The sequence below is a fragment of the Halopseudomonas aestusnigri genome (genome assembly GCF_002197985.1).
In the GTDB taxonomy this organism is placed as follows: Bacteria; Pseudomonadota; Gammaproteobacteria; order Pseudomonadales; family Pseudomonadaceae; genus Halopseudomonas; species Halopseudomonas aestusnigri.
Window position 1 is genome coordinate 212,175 of sequence record NZ_NBYK01000004.1, and the last position, 23,148, is coordinate 235,322.

The following is a 23,148-nucleotide window of genomic DNA, read 5'->3' on the forward strand; positions in this document are numbered from 1 at the left end:
GCACCAACCAAACTGGCGTTCAGAACGCCAGCAGCACCTTATCAATTTGGCTTCGATGAGCCGCCAGTACGTCCGCTTCGATCTTCGGATATGACAACTGCCCTTCAAGGGACACATCATCCCAAACCACGTTTTTCCGAAAAACACTCACCCAGACGGTAGACTTTGCCAACGCAGCAACCGGACCCTCTTCTTTTCGCTCCCGAACTGCCGGCCAATCAGCGACGCCTACCAGCACCTCTAAAACAGCTGACGCGTCATCGAGCTTATTTACACTAATCGCCGAATACATCACCGTCTGAGCATCTGACAACTCGGCAACCGACACCCGATCAGACCCAGCCAACGCCTCGTTTATGCTCACGTTCAAAGTGAGCTGCTGGGTCTCGGTCATTGGAAAACCTGCCATCGCAACACCGCTATTGAAAATGCGACGGTACTCTGCAAGCTGCTGCGCAGGCAGAAATGGCTGAATCTTCGCTGCGGAATTCACGCCCATATTAACTTGTGACATCAGCTCAGCGCCGTCTGCTGAGGACAGCAAGCGCAACTCTTCCGACATAAAATAGTCGTACTCGTCGGTAGCAGGCTGCGCATGAGCAAGCCCCTGCAGAACAATCACACATAGAACAGCAAAAAATATACGCATAACCTGCAATCTCCTTTGCATTACATCTTCACTGGGCTGACACCCAGGCTGAGCAACCGAACAACGGTGTCACCTTGTCGATGCCAGGTGGTTGTAAGGTGATCGAATAACCCGCCCTGAATTGCCGGTTAGTCTTCAGCCCTGGCTCTCGCACTATTGAAGTCATGCGCCATCTGCAACTGCGTTCAATTGAGGCGTTGATCCAGTGTTGCTAGGCGCTTCGGACTCAGCCCGAATGCTCCTCAAACAACTTCATCGCCAGCAAACCGTGCCCAACTGCAGCGCCCGCGCGCAAGGCTGAGGCGATAAACACGGTTTCAGCCAGCTCTTCCTTGGTCGCACCCGCCTTGACCGCGTTCTCGACGTGAGCGTCGATGCAATAGGAACATTGCGTCGACAGCGCGACGGCGATGGACATCAGCTCACGGTATTTCTCTGGAATCGCGCCGTCTTTGCGCTCGGCGGTGGCCTTGAGATTGAGGAAGGCGGTAGCTTCCTTGTTGGCGGCCTGCATCAGTTGCTTGGCGTAGGCCTTGTCGCTGCGGGACTGGTAATCACTCATCTGAAGGGTTCTCTTGTTGTTATAAGGATATCGTCCGGGCGAGCGGACACTCTGCCCGGTCATTCAGTGGCTGCCATCAGCCGTGCATCAGCGTTCACGACAGCAACAGAAGTGCCTTAGCGGCAGGACCCGGGAAGGTACTTTGCTTCCACGGTCGACTCGGTGCAGCGCCACTTGACCCCCTCGCCATAGCGCAGGGGCGAATACATCATGTAACCGTAGACGCCTACACTGGAGGCCGGCCAAACAATAATGGCGCCGGTATTAATCTCTACCGAGTCCACCATTTCAGGGATCACAATGTCACCCGCAGCAAGCTGACTGTACCTCTCCGGCCACTCCTGGTGCTGCTGCAAGTAGTCTTCCACCAAGGGTTTGAGCTGCTCTGCCAACTGATGAGACTCAAGGATCTGCGAGCGACGGGTGTAGTCCTGATAGGCCGGCAAGGCGATAGCAGCGAGCATGCCAATGCCGAGAAAGGCCATGAAGATAAGCGGCACAACGATAACAACGCCGCCCTTTTCAATACCGAGCGAGAGCCCCTTGTTGTAGTTGTCATTCCAGGCTTTCTGGGAGGTGGACAGAATCACAATCCCCTCTACAAACGCCACCAGTGAAGGGATCCCGGTCCAGCAAAGCAACAGATAGAAAATCCCCCACCACTGACCAAGATAGAACCGATGCATTCCGAAGGCCCCGGTGAAGAAGGCAAGCGCCGCAGCGGCAACCCTACTTGTGTAAACAGCGTCGCCGCGGACCGCGCCACAGCTGCGGCATTGAGGCGCCTCGCCAACCAGTTCCGTACTGCACTCAGCACAATATTTAGCCATTTTCGCTCCCTGTCTTATTGTATTTTTCCGTTGATTCCATCTTGCGTCGCTGCCAGCCATTCGGCTGGCGGATTTCTACTTCCTGCGCAACAGCTTGAATGCGATGCCCGCTGCAGCCAGCGCTATCGGCCCTGCTACCTCAAGGATTTTTTTGATTTTGTGCGATTTGCTGGAGGCACAGGCCGGGCAATACTCCGCTTCGCCAGCCTCCAATTCTCTTTCACATTTTGCGCAGTTACGCATGCATGCTCCCCATGATTTCGGCTGGACTGATTTCTAGCTCGACCACATCGTGCTGCGGGTTGATAAGGTCCGCGATGTGAGAGGAGCTAAACGTTTTGCGATATTCGATAAACTGCTTCCAGCTTTGCTCAGGGAAGGTGTTGTTTACCTTGGGTGCCAGACGCGCGCGAACAGCTGCTACGTCGACCCCTGCCTTCTCGATTTTGCCGAGCCCCGAGTCAACCAGCTGCAGCGCCACCTCACGCTCATCCAGGAACAGATGACAACGGGCCATGGTCTGCAGGGCATTCAGACAGGCCGAGAAGGACTCCATCGCGATCTGGTGCTTCTCTTCGGCCTCGCGGGATTTGTTGCCGACCCAGTTATCGAAAAAGGAGAGTTTCTGGTCCGGGAGTTCCGCAATCTGACGGGCTAGCGCACTGACCGTCTTTTCAAACCCTCGGGTCAGCTCCGCGATGGCATGCAACGCAAGCCCCTCGCGCTTGACTGGATCCTGCATGCCGCAAACCTGACTAAATAGCGACTTGCCGGCTTCAATTTCCGCGAGCCGGTCGCCATGAAACTCTTTAAAGACTTTCGAGACTTGCTCTTCGATACGATTAAGCTGCATCGCGATGCTGACCAGCAGCACCTGCGCGCCAACCGCCTTGGCGGCTTTCATCATCGACGGGCCGACTTCCTGAAATTTGGCGTGCTCGACGATCTTGCCGTCCTTGTAGAACACGCCTTTGATGTTGCCCTGAGCATCGCGGTAGAGCTGCGCGCCTTCCGGGGTCATCACCAGTTTGTAGACGGTGTCCTGATTGAGGCTGGATACAACTTCAGGCATGCCGGACAAGCACCGCAACTCTGAGACCAGCGACTTGCGTCTGCTGGCAAATGCCTGTTTCTCCGCATCGGTGAGCACTGTGCTCGGCGGCAAACTGGCTGGGATAAGCTCCTGACTCATGACTTCATTCCTATGGCCATCAGCAACTATTACCTCCTTTTCTGCGTCCATTGCCACGCAAGATCAGCCCTCTCGCGCCCAGGTATCGGCGCGCGATTGATCCTGTTGCATGGGAGTGCAGCGCTGCTCGGATAATCGCCTGAAAGCTTCGGTGTGTCCAACTGGCTGAGCCGCATTTGGCGCGCCCATACCAAAACGGCGACCGCAAAAGGGCCGCCGTCGAGTTGCCGGGCAAGTCTGTCAGATACAGGTACTGCCGCCGTCAACCGGCAGCGCGATACCCGTGGTGAAGCCGGAGTTTTCGCCGCACAGATACATCACGGCGGCCGCGATTTCCTCGGCGCGGCCAATGCGGCCAACCGGATGCATGGCAGCAGCAAACTCGGCCTTGCGCGGTTCGATGGCAGCGGCGCGGCGGAACATGTCGGTGTCGATTACCGCGGGGCAGACGGCGTTGACGCGAATACCCTGCTTGGCGTACTCGACAGCCACAGAGCGGGTCAGGCCCAGCACTGCGTGCTTGCTGGCAGCGTAGATGCTCATCTTGGGGGCAGCGCCCAGGGCAGCGACAGAAGCGGTGTTGACGATGGAGCCACCACCGTTCTTCAGCATCAGCGGAATCTGGAAGCGCATGCACTGCCAGACGCCCTTGACGTTGACGTCCATGATGCGGTCGAACACGGCTTCATCGCCGTCGGCCAGTTTGCCCTGCTCGATTTCGATACCGGCGTTGTTGAAGGCGCAGTCCAGACGACCGTAGTCGGCTTCGATTCCGGCGATCAGCGCTTTGACCTGCTCTGCATCGGCAACGTTGCAGGCAACAAAGCGCGCATCACCGCCGGCCGCGCGAATGGCTTGCGCGGTGGCTTCGCCCTGTTCGGCGTCAATATCGGATGCAATGACCCGCGCGCCTGCGGCGGCGAAGGCCTCAGTGGTAGCCTTGCCGATGCCGGCTGCTGCGCCAGTGATCAAAACAACCTTGCCGGAAAACTCCATGCTCATACGTTAACTCCTGACTCTAAAAGAGCGCCCACCGGCGCTCGGACAGGCAGGATAGTAGCAACGCTGCGAGTCACGGTTCGACCAAAGTCAGGTCTGTTGTTCATGCATCATGCCTGGCGCTGATGCTGGTCACGCAACCACGCGACGATCTCCGCCTGATCGCCGCTGAACACCACACGGGAGCGCTTGTTTTCGCGCTGATAGACGTACATCGGGTCGTAGTAGTGGGTCAGCAGCCCTTCGATCCAGCCGCGGTGGGCATGCACATCGCCGGTGCGCTTCTGCTCGGCCAGCGCCGCTTCCATCAGCGCGTTCAGCTCGCTGTGGCGGTCGCCGCCCAGCCGCTTGTAGATGCGCTGCAAGCTGCCCAGCAGATAGGTTTCAAACGCAGCGAAGGCAGCTTCCGGGTCGTCCAGCTGCTGCGCGCGGTATTCGGCCAGCATGTTGACCACATAGTCGCCAAGGATACGGGTAACGCGGTTCTCAAAGCTGTCTTCCAGCCAGACCAGCGGTGCTTCCTGCATTTCCCGGTAGAGCGTCAGCGGCAACGAGCAACTGCCGACGATGCGGCCTTCGTCTTCCAGCACGATCTGTGTTACGCCGGCGGCGCGCAGCTTGAGGGCATCAATCGCCAGCCGGTTTTCAAAGTCGATCTGCGCCGGCTGCGGCGTGGCATGACGGCCAAAGCTGGAACCACGGTGATTGGCGCGCCCTTCCAGATCCAGGCTGTTATCCAGCGCGGTGATCACTTCGGTCTTGCCGGTACCGGTCATGCCGGCTACCAGAATCGGCGAGCATTCCAGCGCAGCGGCGTCCAGGGTATCGATCAGAAAGCGGCGCATGGCCTTGTAGCCGCCAACCACCCGCGGATACTGCACGCCGGCGTCGGCCAGCCACTGCTGAACCAGTTGCGAACGCAGGCCGCCGCGAAAGCAGTACAGGTAGCCTTCGGGGTTGGCCTTGACATGCGCCAGCCAGGCGTCGACCCGCGCCTGCTTGACCTTGCCGCAGACCAGGCTGTGACCCAGCGCAATGGCGGCTTGCTGGCCCTGCTGCTTGTACATGGTGCCGACTTTCTGCCGCTCCACGTCGACCATCAGCGGCAGGTTGACCGACTGGGGAAAGGCTCCCTTATCAAACTCGACCGGCGCCCGCACATCCATCAACGGCACATCGTTGAGGAACAGTGAGCGAAAATCCTCGGTGTTGTCGCGCATCACAGTAACTCGACGCGCGGGCCCTGATCGTACTCGACCAGCTCACCAATACAGCCCAGCTCAAGCCCCAGATCAGCCGCCAGCGACAGAAACTCGGCTTCACCGTCAGGCGCAACCGCGACCAGCAGCCCGCCACTGGTCTGCGGATCACAGAGCAACTGCTTCTGGGCTTCGCCAAGTGCGCCGATCTTGTGGCCGTAGCTGTCGAAATTGCGCAGCGTGCCGCCGGGCACACAGCCCTGCTCAAGGTAGTAGTCGACCGCCGGCAGCCTGGGTACGGCGGCAAACTGCAACTGCGCCTTGAGGTTGGCGCCTTCGGCCATTTCGGTCAGGTGACCAAGCAAGCCAAAACCGGTGACATCGGTCATCGCCTGCACCCCTTCCAGTGCGGCAAAACGCTGGCCCGGGCTGTTCAGCTGGCACATCAGATCGCGGGCTACGCCGGCATCCTCGGGGCGCAGTTTCTTCTGCTTTTCCGCGGTGGTCAGAATACCTATGCCCAGCGGTTTGGTCAGAAACAGCCGCGCGCCGGCTTTGGCCTGATCGTTTCGCTTGAGCTGGCTGCGCAGCACGTGGCCGGTGACGGCCAGGCCAAAGATCGGCTCCGGGGCATCAATCGAGTGGCCGCCCGCCAGCGGCATGCCAGCCTCGGCGCACACCTGGCGGGCACCGGCCAGTACTTCGCCGGCAACCGCGGCGGGCAGCAGATTGACCGGCCAGCCCAGAATGGCGATGGCCATCATCGGCGTGCCGCCCATGGCATAGATGTCGCTGATCGCATTGGTCGCTGCAATGCGGCCGAAGTCGAAGGGGTCATCAACAATGGGCATGAAGAAATCGGTGGTGCTGACAATGCCCTGCTCGGCGTCAAGGCCGAATACGGCAGCGTCATCACGGCTGTCATTGCCCACCCAGAGCCGCTCAAACGCCGGGCCGGGCTGACCGACCGAGAGCATCTCGTCCAGCACCTTGGGTGAAATCTTGCAGCCGCAACCGGCGCCGTGGCTGTACTCGGTCAAACGAATGGTCTGGGTCATGCTGCTCTCCACCGACGGGACATCAAACTCAATCGGCGGATTCTAGCAGCGACAGGGGCACAAGCCTATTTTCCTGCCGCTCAGCAGTGGCGACGCTCGAACTGGTCCAGGGTATCACTGGCGACCATGCGACCCAGTTCGATCAACTCCGGCGCGCGGTAGAACTCGAAGAACCGGCACAGCCGTTTGGGCACATTGAAGATGACATCAGGCGGATAGCCGGCAATCTTGTATTGGGTGAGCGAGGACTGCATGGCCTCAAACGACAGGTTGACCAGCTCGAGCATGCTGGCCGGGCCCGGTGGTGGCTCCACCTCCACCGGTGCACGCGTATCCTGACGGCGTGAATGCACCAGCTCCATCGACGCTTCACCTTCGGCCGCCAGCAGCGCGAGATCGTCGTCAGAACCGGCCTCGTCGACCCTGCGTCCCAGCCAGGACGGCTTGATTGCCGCCATCCACTGGTCCCATTGCTGACGTATTGGCGCCGGGCGCTCGATGACCGGCATGCGGTAGTGGGTACTTTCAATCGAGTTGAGGTTGACCGCCATGATCAGATCGCAGTGCGCCGACACCACCGGCACAATCGGCAGCGGGTTGAGCAGACCGCCGTCAACCAGCACACGATGGCCCTGCTTCACCGGCGAGAACAGGCTGGGAATCGCCGCCGACGCGCGCATGGCCTGATGCAGACAGCCGCTTTGAAACCAGACTTCCTGCTGATTGGTCAGGTCGGTCGCCACCGCGGTAAACGGGATACGCAGGTCCTCGATCTCCATTTCGCCGAGAATTTCGCGAATACGGCCAAATACCCTTTCTCCGCGAATGGCGCCGAGATTGCCGAAGCCGATATCCAGCAACCGAATCACATCCAGATAATCCAGCCCGGAGACCCAGTCCCGGTAGTCGGCCAACCGGCCGGCAGCATGGATCCCCCCCACAACCGCGCCCATTGAACAGCCTGCGATGCAGGCAATCTCGTAACCCCGGCGTTCAATTTCTTCAATCACGCCAATGTGCGCATAGCCCCGCGCACCGCCGCTGCCCAAAACCAGGGCGACTCTCTGTGCCATCTTGCTGTTACTCCTTAACAATCCCGGCTGAACCTGATTGACGCAGCCCACCGGCGTGATCATCATGCCGAAACTCTTTTTTGCTGCACAAGGCTCATCGTGAACGCTCGTACCAACCGCTCTGTGAAATTGCTGATCTGTCTTGTCGTGCTGTTGACCTTAGCCGCACTGACGGTGCTCTGGATAGTGCATTCGGCCCAGGCAAAGCGCGAAGGTGAGCTGCAACTGGAGGGCCTGCAAGGGCCGGTAGCGGTGTTTTACGACGCCTGGGGCGTGCCGCATATCGACGCGACCAACGAGGAAGATGCCTACCGAGCGCTGGGTTATGTGCACGCGCAGGACCGTCTGTTCCAGATGGATCTGCTGCGTCGCATCGGTGGCGGGCGCCTGGCAGAACTGTTCGGTGCCGACTCATTCGAAACCGATCGTTTCTTCCGCTCGCTCGGCATCAGCCGCCACGCCCGAGATTACGCGGCACGCCTGGACGCCGAGCAGGATAGCCCTCACGTTCGGCTGATTCACGCCTACCAGGACGGCATCAACCAATACATCGATCACGGCGGCATGCCGGTCGAATACCGCCTGCTGCTGACGCGACCGGACTACTTCACTACCGAAGACATCGCCAACACCATGGGTTACATGGCCTACTCCTTTGCCGAGGCCTTCAAGACCGATGCCCTGGTCGACAGTATCAGGGGTACTCTGAGCGAGCGCCATTACCGCGATCTGGTGCCCAGCTGGCCGGATCAGCTGCCGCCCGTGCGCTCTTCGGGTCAGCCCTATATCGAGCTGCTGACACCGATGCTGGAGCAGATCAGCCAGGTCGAACGTACCTTCCCGAGCGGCCAGTTCCTTGGCAGCAACGCCTGGGCCGTCAACGCCGAGCACAGCGCCAGCGGTGCGCCGCTGCTGGCCAACGACCCACACATCGGCTTCGCCGCTCCGGCAGTGTGGTACGAGGCCCACATCCGCACGCCGGACAGCGAGGTCTATGGCCATTTTCTGGCAGGCATTCCCTTCCCGCTGCTCGGCCAGACCCGTCATCACGCCTGGGGCCTGACCATGCTGATGAACGATGACGTCGACTTCTACCGCGAGCGCGCCAACCCCGATAATCCCGAGCAGGTCTGGGCGGTTGATCACTGGGAGCCGCTCAAGGTTCATGAGGAAGTGATCAAGATTCGGGGTCAGGAAGATCGTCTGATCCGCACTCGCAGCAGCCGCCACGGCCCCATCATCAACGACCTGCCGGGCAGTATGGAACGTCAGCCGGTCAGCCTGTTCTGGAGTTTTCTCGACCCCGACAGCGACTCGACACGCGCCTTTTACGGCTTTACCCGAGCCACCAGCATGAGCGAGTTTGAAGCGGCTGCGGCATTGCACGGCGCGCCGGGCCTGAACCTGCTGTATGCCGACGTAGACAACAACATTGCCATGTGGGCGATCGGCAAACTGAAACGCTGGCCGCAGAGCAGCAACGGCTTTTCGCTGCTCAATGGCGGCTCCGGCCGTGACGATTTCCTCGGCTATCAGCCTTTCGAGAACAACCCGCGGATCATCAACCCGCGCGACGGGATTCTGTTCTCGACCAACAACCCGTACCCGGAACGCAATCCGCGGCGCAAGCTGCCCGGATATTACGCCCCGACTGATCGCGCCCAGCGGCTGGAGCAGCTGCTGGCGAGCAAGGATCAATTTGACCTGTCGGATTTCAAGGCCTTTCAGCTGGACGACCAACGCCCGGTTGCCCTGAGCATGGTCGCCGATGCCTTGCCGTTGCTTGACGCCGAGCAATTGCCCGAGGACCTGCGCGAACCGGCAGCCGCTGCCGCCGCCCTGCTCGCCAGCTGGGACGGGCGCTACGCCCAGGACAGCGCCGCGGCCAGCATCTTCCAGCGCTGGCAGGATGCGCTCTCGGAGGCGCTGTTTGCCGACGAACTGGGGCCGCGCTACAGCTTCTTCCGTAACACCTTCATGGCCGAGAAGACCCTCGCCAGCCTGTACTGGAAACCCACCTCGCCCTGGTGGGATAACCGCCAGCAGCCCAGCCTTGATGGCCGCCAGTCGGCTATTCAGCACGCCTGGCAGAACGCAATTGCGGGTCTGGTTGCCGACTTTGGCAAGGAGCCCGGGCAGTGGCAATGGTCACGCCTGGCCAGTTTGCAGCACCAGCACGCACTGGCCGAGCGTCTCCCCTTTGGCGACTATCTGAACAGCAAACCGGTAGCGGTGAATGGTGGCAACGAGACGCTCAACAACATGGCCTTCGACCGCGGCGAACAGCATTACCGCATCAAGGCAGGCCCGTCCACCCGGCGCCTGATTGATCTGTCGGACCCCAATGCCAGCCTGGGTATCAACCCGCTGGGGCAGGCCGGCAACCCGCTGGATGATCACGCACACGATCAGGCCGAGATGTTCAATGAGGGCCGCTATCGCACGCAGTTGTTCGATTGGCTGTCGATTCAGGCCTTGCCAGATCGACTGCTGCTGCAGCCTGCCAGCCGGCAGCGCTGAAACGCTCAGCGTACCTGCCGGATAATCGCGCCCTCTGCCGGTTCCGGGCTGCCCAGGGTCAGGCGCTGCGCAGCCACGCCCGCTGCCTTGAGGGCCTCTGCCAGCGCTGGCGCATCGGCGCCATCGAGCTGCACCCGCAGCAGCGAGTCCAGGCGCATCATGCGCACCAGCAAACGGCTCCAGCTGGCCATCAGCTCGGCGTCTCCGGCCATCGCCGGCAGCGTCAGCTGCTCTTCCGAGCGCAGCACCTTGAGCAACGTCGAAGGTGTCGGATACAGCGCCTGTTCGACCGCAGCAGTCGGCGTGGTCTGCTCGATATTCAGATAGCTGCGGCGGTTACCGCGGGTAATCGAGTAGAGCGAGACAAAGCGCTGCGGTTCGGTATCCAGCCGCAGCGCCAGGTAGCGCTGACCGTCCTCCGGACCATATAACTGTGAGTTGTGCAGAACCTGATTGGCCCACAGGCTGCTGCTGCCGCATTCACGGCCGTCGCAGGCGTAAAGAAGGGTGTGGGGTTGCTCGACCAGTTGACCGAGAACGTGGCGAAAGGCATCTTCGGGTGGGTAACCGTCGGTGATCTCCCAGGTGACCTGCGCCAGCTCGCCGCTTACGCGGATCTCACGTTCAGCGCGCAGCTGGTTGTTAATGCGCCTTACACTGCCGATCACGACCGGGTGATCGATCTGTGCAGAGAGGCCTTCGCTGACAATCCGGGAATGGGGAAACGGACTGACCACCAGTTGCTCCAGCGCCTGCGCTGCCTGAGCCCCCGGGCCACCCGCCAACATGAAGCCACCTACCAACAGCGGCAGAGTACGAACCAATAAAGCCATGCGTCTCCCTAGACGCGCTCCGGCACACCAGGCCGTAGCGCACAGAATTGGTTGCCGAGAAGCCGGCAACGCAATGAACCTGGTCAGAGAATAGCGCGTGACGCCCTGGCGGTCAGCTCAAGCTTGTGTAGAAGTCTTTCAGAATCGCCGCGACCTGCGGCGCCGGCTCTTCCAGATGCAGGTGGTGGCCGCCGTCGACCCGGTGCACGGTCAGATGCTTGAAGGCATCAATGCGGGCCAGCACCTCGGGATGTTTGTGCATGACACCTTGATTGGCGAGTACCAGACAGGTCGGCGCCGTGATGTTCTCGATGAAGGAAGACGCATGACGCTGGGTAAAGCGCAGCGGCGACGGCAGCATCAGCTGCGGATCGGTACGCCAGGTCCAGCCGCCATCGTGGGGCATCAGCCCACGCTCGACCAACGCTGCGGCCGCATCCCTAGAGATTGGCGTGGTGCCGCCCAGCACGCGGGCAGACACGGCCTTTTCGACGCTGTCGTATACCGGCTTGCGCTTGTTGCCCAGCTGCAGCGTGGAGTTGAAGAAGCGCGCCATCTGGCGCGGAGCGTCATCGGCTTCGGAGGTAAACGGCATCAGACCGTCAATCATCGCCGCGGCAATAATGCGGTCCGGCAGACTGCCGGCCAGTACGCCACTGATAATCGCCCCCATTGAATGCCCAAGCAGGGCAAAGCGCTCCCAGCCCAGATCCTCAGCCACCTGCAACACCGTGGCTGCCTGCTGCCAGAGGCTGTAGCCGGTCGCCGGCATGTGTCCGGAGAGGCCGTGGCCCGGCAGATCCAGCGCAACCAGATAGACCCCTTCCAGCGACGGTGCGATGCGATCAAAGGTCGCCGCGTTATCGAGCCAGCCATGCAGCGCGATCACCGGCAGGCCGCCGGGCTCTCCCCAGACCTTGCCGGCGACTTCAATATGCGGCAGGGAGAAGCGAATTTCGTGACTGCTGATGGGCATGGGGGCCTCCGGGACCGTAGCGGAATTAAGCAGAACGCAATCTAACGGCCTGCACCGCGTCGGACAAGCGCCCACGTCTGCGTGAATGCATGCCCATATTTGGCACTTTTGCCCTGTTCTACTCGGCTTTCAACGGCACAATGGCCATGGTCAGGCGGGAAATACAGGTTTGATTGCCTGCATCGTCATGCAGCCGAATGTCCCAGACATGCGTGGTTCGTCCCAGATGCACGGCTTTGGCCACCGCCGTGACACGCCCGGAACGCACGGCGCGCAGATGATTGGCGTTGATATCGAGGCCGACGCAGTAATAGCAGCTGGTATCAATGCACTGATAGGACGCGATGCTGCCAACGGTCTCGGCCAGCACTACCGAGGCACCGCCATGCAAAATGCCATAGGGCTGATGGGTCCGCTCATCCACCGGCATACTGGCGCTGAGCCAGTCGTCGCCGGCGGCTTCGATACGAATATCCAGCAGGCTGTTGATGGTGGGTGACGGCGCATTCAGCCGCTCGAGATCAATCGGGGTTTTCCAGATACTGCTCATGTCGTCTCCTGCCGCTGCTCAGACTGATGCCACACCACACTCTGGCCGCTGACCAGCCAATCGTGAAAGTGAGCCTGCCAGGTGGCTTCCACCACGTTCCGGCGCAGCTTGTGCGTTGGCGTACGAAAGCCGCCGTCGACATCCCAGGGGGTATCAACGACGACAACGCAGCCCAACCGCTCGCTGCTCGCCAGTGTTGCGTTGAGACGTTCCAAAGCCTCTGCCAGCGCGCGTCTGACGGCATCAGCCCGCTCGTATTGCCCGTCGCCAAGCCGAACCAATGCCAGCGGCTGCGGCAAATCCTGCCCGACCACACAGGCTTCGTCGACCTCTGGCAGATCCATCAGCGCCTGCTCGATCGGTGCCGGCACCACGTAGCGTCCGCGAGACGTTTTGAAGATATCCTTGACGCGCCCGGTCAGACGCAGAAACCCCTCCTGATCAATCTCACCAACATCTCCGGTATGCAGGAAGCCCTGTTCATCCAGCACCTCGGCGGTACGCGCCGGCTCCTTGAAGTAGCCCATCATCAGCGATTTGCTGCGCACCAGAATCTCACCCTGCTCACCCAGTCGGCACTCGACACCCGGATTGGGCAAGCCGATATATCCGGCCTTGGGGCGGCCGGGCCGGCCGAGATGGGAATAGCCGCAGTTTTCGGTCATGCCATAGCCCTCGACAACGACCAGACCGAGACGGGCAAACCATTGCTGCACCGCCGGCGCCAGGCGGGCCGCACCGCTGACTGCATAACGAACCTGATCCAATCCTAGCCAGGCCAGCACGCGCCGCGCCTGCCAAGGGCCAATAACAGGCAAGCGCAGAGCCAGCTTCAACCAGCGCCCACGCCCGCTCTGTTCGACCGCGCGCATGCATTGCTGCCATACCCGAGGAGATCCAAACAGCAGCGTTGGCCGGGCACAGCGGGCATCGCGGACAAAGGTCTCTGCGGACTCGACAAAATACACCTGCTGCCCGCCCAGCAACGACGACTGTTCAATAAACTGGCGCTCACCAATGTGGCTGAGAGACTGAAAGGAGAGCATGCGGTCAGTTGCCGAAATGACGAAAAGCCGCTGGTAGTTGGTCGCCGCCAGAAACATGCTGGCAAAACTGAGCATAACCCCCTTGGGCATGCCGGTTGTACCGGAGGTATAGATAATTGTTGCCAGTTGCTCCGGACGCGGAAGAACCGGCTCGGCAAGTGGCTCGCAGGTTGTCAACAGCTGCTCCCAGCCTGCCAGGCCCTGCCCTTTCGGCCCGTTTGGCAGGCTCACACAGGCAACCCCGTCTGGTACTGCATCGGCGATTTTCGACCAGGCCGGAAGCGGCCCGATAAACAGCGCGCGCAACTCCGCGTGCTCGATCAGCTTGCCGGCAGCATCGGGGGTCAGGTGAGGGTGCAGCGGGACCGACACATGCCCTGCCATCCAGATCGCCAGATCGGCGATGATCCAGTGCGCGCAGTTCTTTGAAAGCAGACCGATGTTGCTGGCCGCAGGCAGGTCAAGCGATTGCAGATAGCGGGCAATGCGACGGGCCTGATCGCCCACCTCGGCCCAGCTGTATCGGACGAGTTGGCCATCGCGCCCGGGCTCGAGAAGGAAGTCGCTGCGCGGACGCAGGCTTTCGTGCCGGAAAAAAGACTCCAGCGCGGTCTCTGGTTGCGTTGTCAGTGCGCCCATGCCGTGTCCCTTGAGGATTGTTATTGTTATATGTCGTCATATTGCGGTGACGGTGCGTCACTCGAATGGGGGAACACTATCCCAGCAAGCGGTGGCCTACAAGCGTCTTTATCAGGCGCCTTGCTCCGCCGGCGTGCGCTGCAGCACCAGTGATCCCAGTCCGGCGGCAACAAAGTCGGTTTCGATGCAGACCAATGCGGCGGTGGGCATCGGCACATGGGCACGGCGATGCCCCTCGCACAGCAGACTCACCAGTTGACTGACGAGCGGCTGATGACTGACCAGCAGCAGGTTCTGCTCCGGTCGCTCGGCCAGATAGCGCAGCACGTCGTTCGGCTCATCATCCGGCGTCAGCCAGGGTGCGGTGGCTATTGCGCGCTCAAACCCAATCTGCGAGCGGACCAGTGCGGCGGTCTGCTGGGCTCGCACATAAGGGCTGGCGAGAATACCGTCCAATGGTTGCCCCTCAAGCAGCGAGGCCATCAGACGCACTTCAGCTTCTCCGGCGACCGTCAGCGCACGTTCCGCGTCGGTGGCAGCCTGCGCCGCAGCCTGGCCGTGGCGCATGATCCAGATTCTCACTCAGCCTCATCCTCCGACTGCCGCGTCCAGCGCGCGCCTGAGGCAGGCCAGTCACTGAACGGCCAGGGTTTCTGCTCGCTCACGCCAGTCAGATAGCGCCCAGTCTGCCAGGCATACTGGGAAAAACTGTCGCCCCAGCCGGCACAATCGGCGTCGGGCGCTCCGGTAAACAGGCGGTAGCCAATCTGGACCAGCGCAATCACCGCAATCGCCACTTCGGCGACCTGCCAGGCGAGAGCAAAAAACAGCACATAGACCAGCCGCAACCAGAAGTCGGCGCTGCACAGGTTATCGATAAACGAATTCACGAATTTTCCTCACGATTGATGGGCGCGGTCGACATCACGGCAGCGAACTCGACATCACTCTTCTGCTCGGCGGACATCAGCTTGGCAATTACGGCAGGCAACGGCTGGTTGTCGAAGACAATGGCGTACAGACCGGCCACCAGCGGCATGTAGACGCCCTCCTGTTCCGATTTCTGTTTCAGCACCTTCAAGGTATTGACGCCCTCTGCCACCTGCCCCAGCCGGGCCACGCCCTGCTCAAGGGTTTCGCCCTTGCCCAGGGCAAAGCCCACCTGGAAGTTGCGCGATTGCGGCGAGGTGCAGGTCACAATCAGATCACCCACCCCCGCCAGACCAAGGAAGGTCAACGGGTTGGCACCCATATGCACGGCAAAGCGGGTCATTTCGGCCAGTGCCCGGGTTATCAGCATGGCCTTGGTGTTTTCCCCCAGGCCGAGCGCCGATGCCATGCCGGCAATGATCGCATAGACATTCTTCAGCGCGCCGCCCAGTTCAACGCCATAGCGGTCCTGGCTGGCGTACACCCGCAGGTTGCGCCCACCCAGTACCGCCTGCACATCACGGCACAGTTGCTCGTCCTCACTGGCCACCACGGTAGCCGTCAGTTCTCCGGCCGCCATCTCCTTCGCCAGATTGGGACCGGACAGCACAGCTACCCGAGCCTGCGGCGCCTCCTGCTCGACGATCTGACTCATCATCAGAAAACCGGGCTGCTCAATGCCCTTGGTGGTGCTGACCACCTGTTTGCCGGCGAGCAGAGGTCCGATGTCCTGCAGCACACTGCGGAACGCACTGGACGGGATAGCCAGAAATACCAGGTCCGCCGAAGCGATAGCTGCTTCAATGTCGGTGGTAACCTGCAACCTGTCGTCAAGCACATAGCCCGGCAGATAACGCGGATTTTCATGGGTTTCAACAATCTGACGGGCCACATTCGGGTCGCGCAGCCAAAGTGTGACAGGCACCCCTTCCGCAGCCATCAAATTGGCCAGCGTGGTGCCGAAACTGCCGCCACCCAGAACGCAGACGGGCGCTTTACGGTCGGTCATGCAACATCCTTGAACAATGAATCTGGCGCCAGTATAAGCCGAGCACGTCAGATCGCGCGATTTGGCTGTGTAAAAAGGGCGATGGCTGGGTAATATGAGCGAGCTTAAACCAACAAGAGCACAGTGCCGCGACCTATGCCTGCTTTCAGACGAACACTTCCGATCGCCCTGCTGGGTGCCATTCTCCCGTTACATGCTCAAGCGCTGGATGACGCGCTGCTGCTGGGGGAGGTGAAACTGCCAACGGTACTCAGTGCGACGCGCCTGAAGCAAAGCGCTGCGGAGGTCCCCGGCAGCATGACGGTCATCGACCAGCAACTGATTCGCGCATCCGGAGCCCGTGATGTGCCTGAATTGATGCGTCTGGTCCCAGGCATGATGGTCGGCTACAGCAGCGGCAACGTAGTCAACGTCAATTATCACGGCACCAATATCACCGAAGCCCGGCGCATGCAGGTGCTGGTAGACGGTCGCTCTGTCTATCGCCCGGGTCTGGCTACTGTTGACTGGACCGATATCCCGCTGGCTATTGAGGATATCGAGCGCATCGAGGTGTTCCGCGGCCCCAATACCGCGGCCTATGGCGCCAATGCCCTGATGGGCGTGATCAACATCGTGTCCAGCCGACCGGAGTTCGGCCAGGGCAGCCGCATCAAAGTCACGCGCGGCAACCGCGGTGTCAGCGACGTCTACGCCAGCCAGGGCTTCAGTTTTGCCGGATCGCACGCTCGTCTGAGCCTGTTCGGCAAACAGGATGACGGTTTTGACTTTGATGAAGATGGCGCGGACTACCGCGACGGGCGCCGGCTGGACGCCTTAAATCTGCTCGGCACCACCAACCTTAACGCAACCCAGACCCTGACCTGGCAACTCGGCGCCAAGGAAGGTACCAAGCAGCGCGCCAACGATTACTCCGAGATGGCAGAGCCGATAGACTCAAGCTACGAGTTCGACCGGCAGATGTACCTGCAGCAGAGCACCGACTCTGATATTTCAGCTAAAGACTATTTCGTCCAGCTGAACTGGAAAAACGACATCAGCCCGAACCATCAGATTCAGGTCAACACCTACGCCCAGCACATGGAGCGCCTGAGCCACATGCTGGCATGTGACTCGCCGATCGTCTTCTCACCGGAAATGCGTGAGCTCTATCTGATCGGCAATGTCTATACACGGCGCATGAACTACATCCTGCGCAACCGCGCGGGAGTGTGGGCAGATCGCGACTTTTACAGCAACTGGCTGGTCAACAGGGACAATCTGGACCCGGCCTATCTGCCGCTGGTCGACAGCATCGTTGCTCAGCACAACGCCATCCGTAATGGTCCTCCGACCTGCTTCAACCTGAACGAAAACCTGCGCGAAACCCGCTACGAGGCCGAGGTTCAGAACACCCTGCAGATCAACGACGCCCTGCGAACGGTATTCGGGGCCAACCTGCGTTACGATCAGGCAAAATCCGAAACCTACTTCGGTGGCAAGGTGGAAAACTCGGTTGGCCAGCTGTTCGGTAACCTCGAATATCGTCTGGGCGAGCGCTGGCTTCTGCACGCCGGGGCCATGGCCGAGCAGGATCGACTCAGCGGGTTTTCCTTTTCCCCTCGTCTGGCCGCGCACTACTTTCTCGCCCCGGCCCACAGCCTGCGAGCTGTCTACTCCGAGGCAGTGCGCTCACCGGACATGTATGAAAACAACGCTTACTGGACCTATAAGCCCAGCAATCTGACTGGCGCACCAACCACCGGTGAGAGCTACTACGCCCTGGCCAAAGGCCCGGGCGACCTTGAGCAGGAGGAAATGCGCTCTTGGGAGCTGGGGTATAACGGCACATTCCACCGGATCGGTCTGCACGTCGACATCAAGGCGTTTTACGACGAAATCGACAACATGATCAGCCAGCCGCTGCAGGTAGTGAACTTCGAGCCGGATAACAGCAGTTTCGCTCACTTCAGCGGCGTGGAAGCCCAGACAGACTGGCGCCTCACCGGGCAGGACCGCCTGCGCCTGACCTATGCCTATGTCGACTTCTATGCCAGCAATCGCCTTGACCAGCGTCTTACCGCCCGCAACAGCGGGTCAGCTGCCTGGCTGCGCAGCTGGGGTGGCGGCATCGACACCAGCCTCATCTATTATGGGTCAGACATGCTCAATGAGCGCCGCTTCGAGCGTCTTGATGGGCGAATCGGCAAGCGTTTCGATATTGGCCGAACCAGCCTGGAGCTTGCAGCAAACTGGCAGTATCGACTGGACGACGAGGCACTGACCTGGTCAGAGAACCTGTACGACAGCCCCAGTCAGTTTTATCTGACAGCTGACTTCAGGTTTTGAGCAAGCGCTTGGAGCGAACCTACCGATTGACAAGACACGGACTGTCACCATGCTTTTTTGTGCATTCAGGAGCAGGCGAGTGAAACGCTGGCTGGCGGCGCTGCTGGTGTGTTGCCTGCCGGCGCAGGCTACCATTGCCGAGCAGTATGCCGTGATCATGCCCGGCACCTCGGCACTGACTCAGCAGTTCATGGCGTCACTGGGCAATGCCCTGCCCGAAGACCGAATCATCGAGTTGTCAGTAAACGACGCGGTACCGGAAGGTACCGATCTCGTCATCACCATGGGTCGGCAAGGCCTGGAGGCTCGCCTGCAGCAGCCCGACGGGCTGCCTACACTTGCGACCTACGTCACTGCCGAAAGCCTGCTCGCCACAGCCGCAGCAGACAAGCCGATGCACGCCCTGCTGGCCAACCCCAAGCCCGCGCGCCAGGTGGCTCTCGCCAAACTGCTGGTACCCGGTATACGACGCATCGGCATCCTGCTGACCGAGCAAACCCAGGCTGGGCTGCCAGAATGGCGCCAGGCCGCCGCGCAACAGAACACCGACCTGGTAAGCGTCACGGTTGACCCCCAGCAGAATCTGACCCGCAAGCTGGTCGACATCATTACCGACAGCGACATCCTGCTCGGCACCGATGACTCGCTGATCTACAACGCAGACAATCTGAAGACAATCCTGCTGACAAGTTACTCACGCAGCAAGGTGCTGATCGGCCCCAGCGCACCATTCATCGATGCGGGCAGCCTGACCACGACTTACAGCAGCCCCGACGACATGGCGCGCAGCACCGCCTGGCTGATCAAGCAGGGAGTGCCCGGCAGCGGCAGCTCCTACCCAAAACATTTCTCCGTTCTCAGTAATGCCCAGGTAGCACGCTCACTGGGTATCCCACTGCCGGACGACGCCACCCTCGCCCAACGCCTGGCCGAGCTGGAGCACGCGCAATGAGCTTTCTGCAACGTGGAACCATATACAGTCGCCTGATCCTGATAGCGACATTACCCGCCCTGCTGATGGGCGTGGTCGGTTTTACCTTTTTCACCACCGCACGCCTGGACGACGTCAACCGGGAGCTGCAGGTGACCGGTCAGCTGATTGCCGACCAGCTTGCCCCAGCGGCCGAGTACGGTGTGATCAGCGGTAACCTGGATACGCTAGAAAGTATGGTGACGGGCGCACTGAACGTACCGCATGTACGGGAAGTAACGGTCTATGACCGCTCAGGCAAGCAACTGCTCAAACTCAACCGCGACCACAGCGAGGAGACAGAGCTGCAGGTATTTGTCGCCGATATCATGCGCCAGCGCATCCCGCTGCAGAACGACCTGTTCCTGCTTGATGCCCCGGCGGCGTATCAGGACGAACAGCAACGCTACCTGGGTCAGGTACAGGTCAGCCTCAGCAACGCAGCCTTCATCCAGCGCCAGCAAAGCATACTGCTTAAAACCCTCGCCCTTGCCGCACTGGTACTGGCAGCAACTCTGGTGCTGGCCATCCGTCTGGCCAAGGTACTGGCCGACCCGATGGAGCGAATGGGGCACGCCGTCTCGCAACTCCGCAAGGGCAAACTGGACACCCGTCTGGACGTTACCGATGAACACGAGATCGGGCATTTGATGCACAACATCAACAGCCTTGCAGCGACCCTTGAGCGCGCCGAGAGCCAGCAGCAACGGGCCATGCAGGATCTGGTGACCGCCCGCGAGGGAGCCGAAGCAGCCAACCGCGCCAAATCCGAGTTCCTGGCGATGATGAGCCACGAGCTGCGAACCCCCATGAACGGGGTTCTGGGCATGCTGCAGCTATTGGAAACCACCGATCTGAACAGCGAACAGAGCGAGTATGTGCATATCGCCGGCGAGTCGACCGACCATCTGCTCAAGGTGATCAACGATATCCTCGACTTCTCGCGCATTGAGCGCGGCGCGCTGGAACTTGAAGAAATCGCCTTTAACCTGCCCCAACTGATCACGTCATCGATCAATGTCTTCGAACACACCGCGCGCCAAAAAGGCTTGCGCCTGCTCTGCAACCTTACCGGGCACGAGAGCTGCGAGGAAGTCATCGGCGATCCGACACGCATTCGTCAGATTCTGGTCAACCTGGTCGGTAACGCGCTGAAGTTCACCGAACAGGGACAAATTGAAGTCAATGCCAGCTGGCGGATGACCAGTACCAACGAACTGTGGCTGGAGTGTGCGGTAATCGATAGCGGTATCGGCATCTCACCCGACCGTCTGGAAAGCATGTTCGACGCATTCCAGCAGGCCGACAGCAGCACCTCCCGGCGCTTTGGGGGCACCGGCCTGGGGCTGTCCATCGCCCGTACCTTCGCCCGCAAGATGGGGGGAGACCTCACGGCCAGAAGCCGCGATGGGGAAGGCTCTTCCTTCATGTTCAGCATTCCGCTCAGAACCACCGGGCACGCCACAGGGCAATCGCTGGAACCGGCACTTCCCCGCCCCGCCTTCAATCAACGCCCAGTCCTTCTGGTGGAAGACAACCCGGTCAACCAACTGGTCATCCAAGGCATGCTGAAGCAAACGACTATCCTGTTAGAGATCGCCGACACCGGCGAAAGCGCCCTGCGGATGCTTTGCGAACGCCCGGAGCGCTACGCCGCCATCTTGATGGACATTCACCTGCCGGACATCGACGGTCTGGAGGTCTGCCGACGCTATCACGCCCACTGCCGGGCCCAGGGCTGGATGGCTGTACCCTGTGTTGCTCTGACCGCCAGCGCCCTTGATATTGACCGCCGGGACTGCGAAGCCGCCGGCATGCAGGGTTTTCTCAGCAAGCCAATCAGCCGCCCGGCGCTGCTGGGCGCATTGGCCGCCTGGACAGAAACCGACAGCCATCATTCAAGCTGATCGCTTAACATTTCATCAACAATTAAGCGCCCCGGGACGCTGGATTCAACTTGACCAAATCAGGAGACTAGCTGACGCAAACGACTGTCTCATCCCGACACAGACAGCCTGCTCTAATAAACCCAACAAACTCGAGCGTCCAGATCATGTCAACCGTTACCCTTGAATCGCCCTACACAACCCTTCCCGCCCTGATTGCCATTCATGGCAAGGATCGCGCAGAGCATCCCGCGCTGATCGAAGGCGAACAACGGATGACTTATCGGCAGCTGGACGCGGAAGCAAACCGCGTTGCGGCAGCATTGCAGCGCGACGGTGTAGAGCCCGGCGATGCTATCGCCATCTGCGGCAGCAACTCGATCAATTATGCGGTGCTGTTTGTCGGCGCCCTGCGCGCCGGCGTCACCGTCGCCCCGCTGGCGCCTTCATCCACCCCGGACAGCCTGCTGGGCATGCTCGCCGACTCCGCCGCCAAGCTGTATTTTGCCGATGCCAGCGTCCAGAGCGCCATGGCCGGCGTCCGGGATCGCCTCAGCATGCCGCTGATCAGCATGGACAACAGCGGCAGTGAAACGCACTACAGCGACTGGCTGGCCGAGGCGGGGGCGGTACCGACCGCGGTAGAGATCACACCGGAGATGACTTTCAACGTCATCTACTCCTCCGGCACCACCGGCGAGCCGAAGGGCATCGTGCAATCCCATGGCATGCGCTGGTCGCACATCCAGCGCGGCTTGCCGTTCGGCTATGGTCCGGACTGCCGCACCCTGATCTCCACCCCGCTGTACTCCAACACCACCCTGGTCTCCTTCCTGCCGAGCATCGGTCTGGGCGGCACCGTTGTGCTGATGGCCAAGTTTGACGCCGAGCGCTACCTGAAACTGGCCGAGCAGCACCGCATCACCCACACCATGCTGGTACCGGTTCAATATCAGCGCATCATGGCCCGCCCTGACTTCGACAGCTATGACCTGGACAGCTACGTCATGAAGTTCAGCACCAGCGCCCCCTTCCATGCCGAGCTCAAGGCAGACATTCTCAAGCGCTGGCCGGGCGGCCTGATCGAGTTCTACGGCATGACCGAAGGTGGTGGCTCCTGCATGCTGGCGGCCCACACCTACCCTGACAAGCTTGCCACCGTGGGTATGCCACTCGACGGCCACGACATGCGGGTTATCGATGAAGACGGCGTTGAGCTGCCGCGCGGCGAGATCGGCGAGGTAGTTGGTCACTCGCCGGCGATGATGGCCGGCTACCTGAACAAGCCGGAGAAAACCGCAGAAGCCGAGTGGTACGACAGCACCGGCAAGCGCTTCATCCGCACCGGCGACGTCGGTCGTTTCGATGAAGAAGGCTTCCTGACCCTGATGGATCGCCGCAAGGACATGATCATCAGCGGTGGCTTCAACATTTACCCCAGTGACCTGGAGGCCGAGCTGCGCCAGCATCCGGACCTGCAAGACGTCACCGTGGTCGGCGTCGCCTCAACCAGTTGGGGCGAAACCCCGGTGGCCTACGTCGTGCCCTTTGCCGGTCGTGACGTCGATGCCGAACAAGTGCAAGCCTGGTTCAACGAGCGCGTCGGCAAGACCCAGCGTCTGAACCGCGTCATCATCACCGACGAGCTGCCACGCAGCGCTATCGGCAAGGTACTCAAGCGCGAACTGCGCGACCAGTTCCTGGCCGAGAACGGCGTTCTGGCCTGATCCTTCCTGCTCTCCCGCAGGCGGGTCAGGACACAGAAACTTTGTCCTGACCCGCCTTCGCGGGTATCCTCAACGCCTCATCACACGCAAACCGTGGATGTTGTGACTTTCTTGGCAGGCGCTGAGTCTGAGCTTACGCGAGCAAAAAAACGCTCAGCAGCCAACCGAAAGC

20 protein-coding genes are annotated in these 23,148 nt (G+C 60.7%); 5 read left to right on the top strand and 15 right to left on the bottom strand.

Annotated features, from left to right (window positions below; translation table 11 throughout):
- Positions 1–19: 19 nt before the first annotated feature.
- The 8 genes from B7O88_RS08665 to B7O88_RS08700 all read right to left on the bottom strand — a co-directional run bounded on the left by B7O88_RS08665 (position 20) and on the right by B7O88_RS08700 (position 7,562).
- Positions 20–649 carry a hypothetical protein gene (locus tag B7O88_RS08665; protein ID WP_088275234.1) on the bottom strand — a complete coding sequence of 210 codons (630 nt, stop codon included), beginning with the start codon at positions 647–649 and terminating at the stop codon, positions 20–22.
- Positions 650–875: 226 nt separating this feature from the next.
- Positions 876–1,211 carry a carboxymuconolactone decarboxylase family protein gene (locus tag B7O88_RS08670; RefSeq protein ID WP_088275236.1) on the bottom strand — a complete coding sequence of 112 codons (336 nt, stop codon included), beginning with the start codon at positions 1,209–1,211 and terminating at the stop codon, positions 876–878.
- Between the two features lie 116 nt (positions 1,212–1,327).
- Positions 1,328–2,101, bottom strand: coding sequence for an NINE protein (locus B7O88_RS08675; RefSeq protein ID WP_200818424.1), 774 nt, complete (start codon positions 2,099–2,101; stop codon positions 1,328–1,330).
- Positions 2,102–2,276: 175 nt separating this feature from the next.
- The gene (locus B7O88_RS08680; protein WP_088275240.1) at positions 2,277–3,233 is read right to left on the bottom strand and encodes a hypothetical protein; all 957 of its coding nucleotides are present in this window, start codon (positions 3,231–3,233) and stop codon (positions 2,277–2,279) included.
- A gap of 240 nt (positions 3,234–3,473) precedes the next feature.
- Positions 3,474–4,235 (bottom strand): SDR family oxidoreductase, encoded by a 762-nt coding sequence (locus B7O88_RS08685; protein WP_088275242.1) that lies wholly within the window; start codon positions 4,233–4,235, stop codon positions 3,474–3,476.
- Between the two features lie 107 nt (positions 4,236–4,342).
- Positions 4,343–5,452 carry a tRNA 2-selenouridine(34) synthase MnmH gene (mnmH, locus tag B7O88_RS08690; protein ID WP_088275244.1) on the bottom strand — a complete coding sequence of 370 codons (1,110 nt, stop codon included), beginning with the start codon at positions 5,450–5,452 and terminating at the stop codon, positions 4,343–4,345.
- Positions 5,452–6,489, bottom strand: a complete 1,038-nt coding sequence (gene selD, locus B7O88_RS08695) for a selenide, water dikinase SelD (protein WP_088275246.1) — start codon at positions 6,487–6,489, stop codon at positions 5,452–5,454. Before selD ends, mnmH begins: the two co-directional genes overlap by 1 nt.
- Before the next feature lie 80 nt (positions 6,490–6,569).
- Positions 6,570–7,562: a patatin-like phospholipase family protein gene (locus B7O88_RS08700; protein WP_088275248.1), complete on the bottom strand. Its 993-nt coding sequence runs from the start codon at positions 7,560–7,562 to the stop codon at positions 6,570–6,572.
- Positions 7,563–7,661: 99 nt separating this feature from the next.
- Between B7O88_RS08700 and B7O88_RS08705 the strand changes: the two genes are divergently transcribed.
- On the top strand, positions 7,662–10,082 hold the full coding sequence (locus tag B7O88_RS08705; RefSeq protein ID WP_172409656.1) for a penicillin acylase family protein: 2,421 nt from the start codon (positions 7,662–7,664) through the stop codon (positions 10,080–10,082).
- A 5-nt stretch (positions 10,083–10,087) separates the two neighbouring features.
- Here the strand turns inward: B7O88_RS08705 and B7O88_RS08710 are convergent, their stop codons facing one another.
- The 7 genes from B7O88_RS08710 to B7O88_RS08740 all read right to left on the bottom strand — a co-directional run bounded on the left by B7O88_RS08710 (position 10,088) and on the right by B7O88_RS08740 (position 16,065).
- A complete protein-coding gene (locus tag B7O88_RS08710) occupies positions 10,088–10,915 on the bottom strand; it encodes a DUF4892 domain-containing protein (protein ID WP_088275252.1) in 828 nt (275 codons plus the stop codon).
- 112 nt (positions 10,916–11,027) lie between these two features.
- On the bottom strand, positions 11,028–11,891 hold the full coding sequence (locus B7O88_RS08715) for an alpha/beta fold hydrolase (protein ID WP_088275254.1): 864 nt from the start codon (positions 11,889–11,891) through the stop codon (positions 11,028–11,030).
- Positions 11,892–12,009: 118 nt separating this feature from the next.
- Positions 12,010–12,441: a hotdog fold thioesterase gene (locus B7O88_RS08720; RefSeq protein WP_088275256.1), complete on the bottom strand. Its 432-nt coding sequence runs from the start codon at positions 12,439–12,441 to the stop codon at positions 12,010–12,012.
- Positions 12,438–14,126: an AMP-binding protein gene (locus B7O88_RS08725; protein WP_088275257.1), complete on the bottom strand. Its 1,689-nt coding sequence runs from the start codon at positions 14,124–14,126 to the stop codon at positions 12,438–12,440. The genes B7O88_RS08720 and B7O88_RS08725 overlap by 4 nt, the downstream gene beginning before the upstream one ends.
- A 111-nt stretch (positions 14,127–14,237) precedes the next feature.
- Complete coding sequence (sixA, locus tag B7O88_RS08730) at positions 14,238–14,708, bottom strand: phosphohistidine phosphatase SixA (RefSeq protein ID WP_088275259.1); 471 nt, start codon at positions 14,706–14,708, stop codon at positions 14,238–14,240.
- Complete coding sequence (locus B7O88_RS08735) at positions 14,705–15,016, bottom strand: DUF4389 domain-containing protein (RefSeq protein WP_088275261.1); 312 nt, start codon at positions 15,014–15,016, stop codon at positions 14,705–14,707. Before B7O88_RS08735 ends, sixA begins: the two co-directional genes overlap by 4 nt.
- A complete protein-coding gene (locus tag B7O88_RS08740; RefSeq protein ID WP_088275263.1) occupies positions 15,013–16,065 on the bottom strand; it encodes an NAD(P)H-dependent glycerol-3-phosphate dehydrogenase in 1,053 nt (350 codons plus the stop codon). Before B7O88_RS08740 ends, B7O88_RS08735 begins: the two co-directional genes overlap by 4 nt.
- 135 nt (positions 16,066–16,200) lie before the next feature.
- Between B7O88_RS08740 and B7O88_RS08745 the strand changes: the two genes are divergently transcribed.
- From B7O88_RS08745 to B7O88_RS08760, 4 genes are all read left to right on the top strand, one after another.
- Positions 16,201–18,393, top strand: coding sequence for a TonB-dependent receptor plug domain-containing protein (locus tag B7O88_RS08745; RefSeq protein WP_088275265.1), 2,193 nt, complete (start codon positions 16,201–16,203; stop codon positions 18,391–18,393).
- Between the two features lie 79 nt (positions 18,394–18,472).
- Positions 18,473–19,345 carry a hypothetical protein gene (locus tag B7O88_RS08750; protein ID WP_088275267.1) on the top strand — a complete coding sequence of 291 codons (873 nt, stop codon included), beginning with the start codon at positions 18,473–18,475 and terminating at the stop codon, positions 19,343–19,345.
- Positions 19,342–21,270 (top strand): ATP-binding protein, encoded by a 1,929-nt coding sequence (locus B7O88_RS08755; RefSeq protein ID WP_088275269.1) that lies wholly within the window; start codon positions 19,342–19,344, stop codon positions 21,268–21,270. The genes B7O88_RS08750 and B7O88_RS08755 overlap by 4 nt, the downstream gene beginning before the upstream one ends.
- Positions 21,271–21,416: 146 nt before the next feature.
- The gene (locus B7O88_RS08760; protein WP_088275271.1) at positions 21,417–22,976 is read left to right on the top strand and encodes a class I adenylate-forming enzyme family protein; all 1,560 of its coding nucleotides are present in this window, start codon (positions 21,417–21,419) and stop codon (positions 22,974–22,976) included.
- Positions 22,977–23,148: the final 172 nt, after the last annotated feature.